This window comes from Corallococcus sp. 4LFB (assembly GCF_046520365.1).
Lineage (GTDB): Bacteria > Myxococcota > Myxococcia > Myxococcales > Myxococcaceae > Corallococcus > Corallococcus caeni.
In genome coordinates this window covers 1-3,905 of record NZ_JBKGHJ010000641.1, presented here as the reverse complement: position 1 = coordinate 3,905, position 3,905 = coordinate 1, and the positions used below count along the sequence as shown (strand labels likewise).

Sequence of the window (3,905 nt, the reverse complement as noted above, 5' to 3'; positions counted from 1 at the left end):
CCCAGACGCTCCAGGCGCCCTCCCAGCCCCAGCCTCCACCGGTGGTCCCGCAGGTGGAGGTGCCCCTCCTCACGCGCCAGCCCGCCACCTCCGAGTCCGCCAACGAGCGCACCGCCTCCGACGGCCGGTCCCAGGACGCCGCGCGGCAGGCGCTGGAGGGGCGCGCGAAGCTGCGCGTGGCCCTCCTCAACCGGCTCCACCGCGGCCTCACGGAGGTGGAGAAGAAGCTGAGCGCCTTCCTCGCCAACCCCGGCCGCCAGGGCGTCGTCACCCTGCCCGTGGTCCTGAGCGAGAGCTCCGTCACCCACGAGTGGTGGAAGTCCGCGAACGCGGTCCCCGAGGACCGGGCCTACCTGGCCCAGGCCCTGGGCGAGCCCGGCTCCGTGGATGACGCCACGCTGCTGGGCACGCTGCGCGAGGAGGTGCGTCAGGCTTTCGCGGAGTTCCCCCGCACGCCCGCGGGCATCGAGGCTCGCAAGGCCTACGACGCCGTCCTCCAGAAGTACGAGGCCGCCCGCATCCAGCCCGTCATCTCCGGCCACGACACCGGCCCGCTGGTGGAGGAGTGCGCGCGGCTGGGCCTGGCGTACGGGAAGGACTTCACCCGCTCCCTGCTCCTGGCCCCGTGGATGCTGGCCATCAGCCAGAGCCCGGATGAAGGTTCCAGGACGCAGGTGATGGTGGCGGGCCTCACGCTGCCCCAGCTGGGCGCGCTGGTGGGCCACCTGCGCCAGCTGAACCCGCTGCTCAGCAACGCGCAGCTGCGCGCGCTGCTGTTGCGCGCCTCCACGGACATGAAGCTCGCGCTGCGCAAGGTGCTGGGCCAGCAGGAGGTGGAGCAGGTGCAGGCCCTGGCGCGTCAGCTGCTCCGGCTCCAGGCCGTGCAGCACCTCACCGTCTGAAGCGCCCGCGCGTCAGGCGCGGAAGACGGTGGGCCGCAGCGCCAGCTCCGCCGTCGAGTCCAGCGTCACGGACGCGAGCAGCGACTCCGCCACGGCGCGCGTCGCGTCCAGCCGGTGCACGCGCTGGGTGTACGTGAAGGTGAAGGCCACCTGCTCCCTCAGCACGTGGAACTGGAGCTGCGCGAGCGCCAGCCCCTGCATGCGGAAGGAGTACTCGCGCAGCACGCCGGCGTTGGCGCCGAAGGTGGCCTTGCGCTCCGACAGCTGGCGGAAGGCCTCCGCCCCGCGCACGCCCTCCAGCATGCGCGCGGCGAACTGCTCCAGCGTCTCACCGGGGACCGCGGGCTCCAGCGACACGACGAGGTTCGCGCGGAAGCCGTCCTCCTCCGGCCCCACCGCCACGACCTGGCTGGCGTCGAACCAGCCGTCCGGCAGCGAGACGCGCAGGGGACCGTGGCGGATGGACCTGGGGGCCATGAGGCGTCAGCCCCTTATGAGGACTCGCGGCCGAAGTTGGACATGGCGCGCGAGCCGCCGCCGTCCGTGTTGCCGAGCGCGACGGCCTTCAGCCCGCCCTCCGCCGCGGCCTGGGCCTCGGACATGCCCTGGGCGCTCTCGACGATCATCTGCCCGCCGCCCTGGTGCTGGTTCCAGCTGATCTCCATGGAGTCCGCCAGCCGCTGGGCGTCCACCGGAATCTGGGAGCCGGTGCTGGGGTCCTTGAGCAGGTAGCGGCCCTGGTCGTCCTTGCCCTCCACGGAGACCCAGTGCGCGCGGCCCGTCTCGCCGGGCTTCGTCGTGGGGTCCACCAGGCAGGAGTCCACCTGCACCGCGGCCTTGGCCCCGCGGGCGAGCGCGTCGTCCAGCGCCTTCGTGTCGAGCTTGGACGACGTCTGCGTCACCTTCGCGCCCTGGTTGGCCAGCATGTTGGACAGCTCATGCGGCGACGTGCCCTGCCCCTGCGTGAAGCGCGACTCCAACGCGTCCATCTTCTGCGTGTCGGACGCGGGCTGCGTCTGGGTGGTGCCCAGCTCCTTGCCCAGCATCACCGCCACCGCGGCGCCGCAGTTGTTCTCCTTGGTCTGCTTGAGCACCGCGGGGTCCGCCCCCGCGTCCTCCCAGCCGCCCAGCTCCGGCGCCTGGGGCGCGGCCGCCAGCGTCCCGGGGATGCCCAGCTCCTGCGCGGACGCGCCCGCGCTGGCCTGGAAGCGGCTCGCCCACGCCTCGTTGAGGGCCTGCACCGCCGCGAAGGCGTCCGAGGCCTGCTCCGTCTGGACGGGCGTGGGCGCCCCCTCCACCTGCGAGACGACCTTCTCTTCCGGCAACCCGACCTGCTGCGCGGTCTGCTGCGGCTGGGTGGACGGCTTCACCTCCGCCAGTTGCTGGAAGGTGCGGAGGAGGTTGGAAGAGAGGTTCACGCTCACGGTGGGGGCTCCGGAGGGGGGGAATGGGGGATGCCATCCTACCCGGGATGCCGCCGCGTGTTAAGAGTCCCCGGACGGATCCAACCCGTGCTTGCGCAGGAGTTTCCGAAGGTAGACACGGTCGATGTCCGCCTCGCGGGAGGCCCGGGAGATGTTGCCCTCGCAGCGCTCGATGAGGTTCTTGAGGTAGTCGCGCTCGAACACTTCGATGAGGTGTTCCTTGGCCTCCTTGAAGGGAAGGTCCAGGTCCGGGCCCCGGCGGCCGTCCGCGCCCGGGGGTGGCTCCAGGTCCGGCAGCGCCTCCTCGCCCAGGTTCACCACCTGCTCCACCACGTTGCGCAATTCGCGCACGTTGCCCGGCCAGGGGTACTGCATGAGCAGGGCGCGCGTCTGGTCCGACAGCGCGCTGGGGGGCCGGCCCAGTTGCTTGAGCATGTGGTCGATGAGGTACGGGATGTCCTCCGGGCGCTCGCGCAGCGCGGGCAGCGTGACGCGCAGCACGGCGAGCCGGTGGAACAGGTCGCGGCGGAACTTCCCCTGCTGGACGGCCTGCTCCAGGTTCACGTGCGAGGCGGCCACCACGCGCACGTTCACCGTGAAGTAGTCGTTGCCGCCCACGCGCTTGACCTGCCGGCGCTCCAGCACGCGCAAGAGGCGCGGCTGCAGCTCCAGGGGCAGCTCGCCAATCTCGTCCAGGAAGACGGTGCCGTTCTGCGCGCGCTCGAAGGCGCCCGCGCGGTCGGACTGGGCGCCGGTGAACGAGCCCTTCACGTGGCCGAAGAGCTCGGACTCGATGAGGGTGGAGGGCACGCCCGCCAGGTCCACGATGACGAAGGGGCCCTTGGCGCGCGGGCTCTGCTGGTGGATGGCCTCCGCGCACAGGTCCTTGCCCGTGCCCGTCTCGCCGTGGATGAGCACGTCCGCGCCGCCGGGCGCCAGGCGCTCCAGCACGGTGAAGGCCTCGCGCATCTTGCGGCTGTGGCCCACGAGCGCGCCGAAGCTCTCGCGCGAGGACAAGGGCAGCGAGCGCTCGCGCGTGTCCTCCGGCACCAGCTTCAGCTCGGTGGTGCCCAGGGTGATGACGCTGCCGGGGCGCAGCTCCATGGCGGTGAAGCGCAGGCCCTCCACGAACGAGCCGTTGTGCGAGCCCAGGTCCGTGGCGACGACGTGCTCGTCGTGCACCTCCAGCTTCAGGTGCTGGCGGGAGACGGCCTTGTCGGAGAGGACGATGTCACACGTGGGGGCCTTGCCCACCACGTACGTCCCCTGCTTGAGCGGGTGGGCCTTGCCGGCCTCCGCCCCGGAAAGCACCCGGAGCACCATCCGCACCTGTCCGGCACGGCCCCGGTTCAAGGTGGCCGTGGCATCCAGGAGCGCCTCGTCCTCGTCTGGCGGCAGCGACACGGCGCGGGACGGTAGCACGCCCCGCCACGGCCGCCAGCAGCCGCGAGTGCCGACCTACCGGCGCCGGCCCGGGGCGGCTTGCGGGCGGGCGGGCGCGGGGACTCCTGGGGCAGGGCCTCAAGCCACGAGTCCACCTCCCCCACGCGCGCGTCCAGGCCGGACTCGGTGAAGCGCT

At 72.3% G+C, this 3,905-nt stretch carries 4 protein-coding genes; 1 reads left to right on the top strand and 3 read right to left on the bottom strand.

The window, feature by feature from the left end; translation table 11 throughout:
• The coding region (locus tag ACLEQD_RS38645; protein ID WP_410390871.1) for a hypothetical protein at positions 1 to 902 on the top strand (902 nt) is incomplete at its 5' end.
• Between the two features lie 12 nt (positions 903 to 914).
• On the opposite strand, the gene ACLEQD_RS38640 is transcribed toward ACLEQD_RS38645, so the two are convergent.
• Genes ACLEQD_RS38640 through ACLEQD_RS38630 form a run of 3 tightly spaced genes read right to left on the bottom strand, consistent with a single transcriptional unit; the run spans position 915 to position 3,649 of the window.
• Positions 915 to 1,379, bottom strand: a complete 465-nt coding sequence (locus tag ACLEQD_RS38640) for a DcrB-related protein (RefSeq protein WP_410390869.1) — start codon at positions 1,377 to 1,379, stop codon at positions 915 to 917.
• Positions 1,380 to 1,393: 14 nt separating this feature from the next.
• Positions 1,394 to 2,326, bottom strand: coding sequence for a hypothetical protein (locus ACLEQD_RS38635; RefSeq protein WP_410390867.1), 933 nt, complete (start codon positions 2,324 to 2,326; stop codon positions 1,394 to 1,396).
• A 60-nt stretch (positions 2,327 to 2,386) separates the two neighbouring features.
• Positions 2,387 to 3,649 (bottom strand): sigma 54-interacting transcriptional regulator, encoded by a 1,263-nt coding sequence (locus ACLEQD_RS38630; RefSeq protein ID WP_410390873.1) that lies wholly within the window; start codon positions 3,647 to 3,649, stop codon positions 2,387 to 2,389.
• Positions 3,650 to 3,905 lie beyond the last annotated feature (256 nt).

Bases quoted from the DNA above. Each gene is read 5' to 3' on its own strand.
- ACLEQD_RS38640 (WP_410390869.1), bottom strand. From the start codon at position 1,379: ATGGCCCCCAGGTCCATCCGCCACGGTCCCCTGCGCGTCTCGCTGCCG.
- ACLEQD_RS38630 (WP_410390873.1), bottom strand. From the start codon at position 3,649: ATGGTGCTCCGGGTGCTTTCCGGGGCGGAGGCCGGCAAGGCCCACCCG.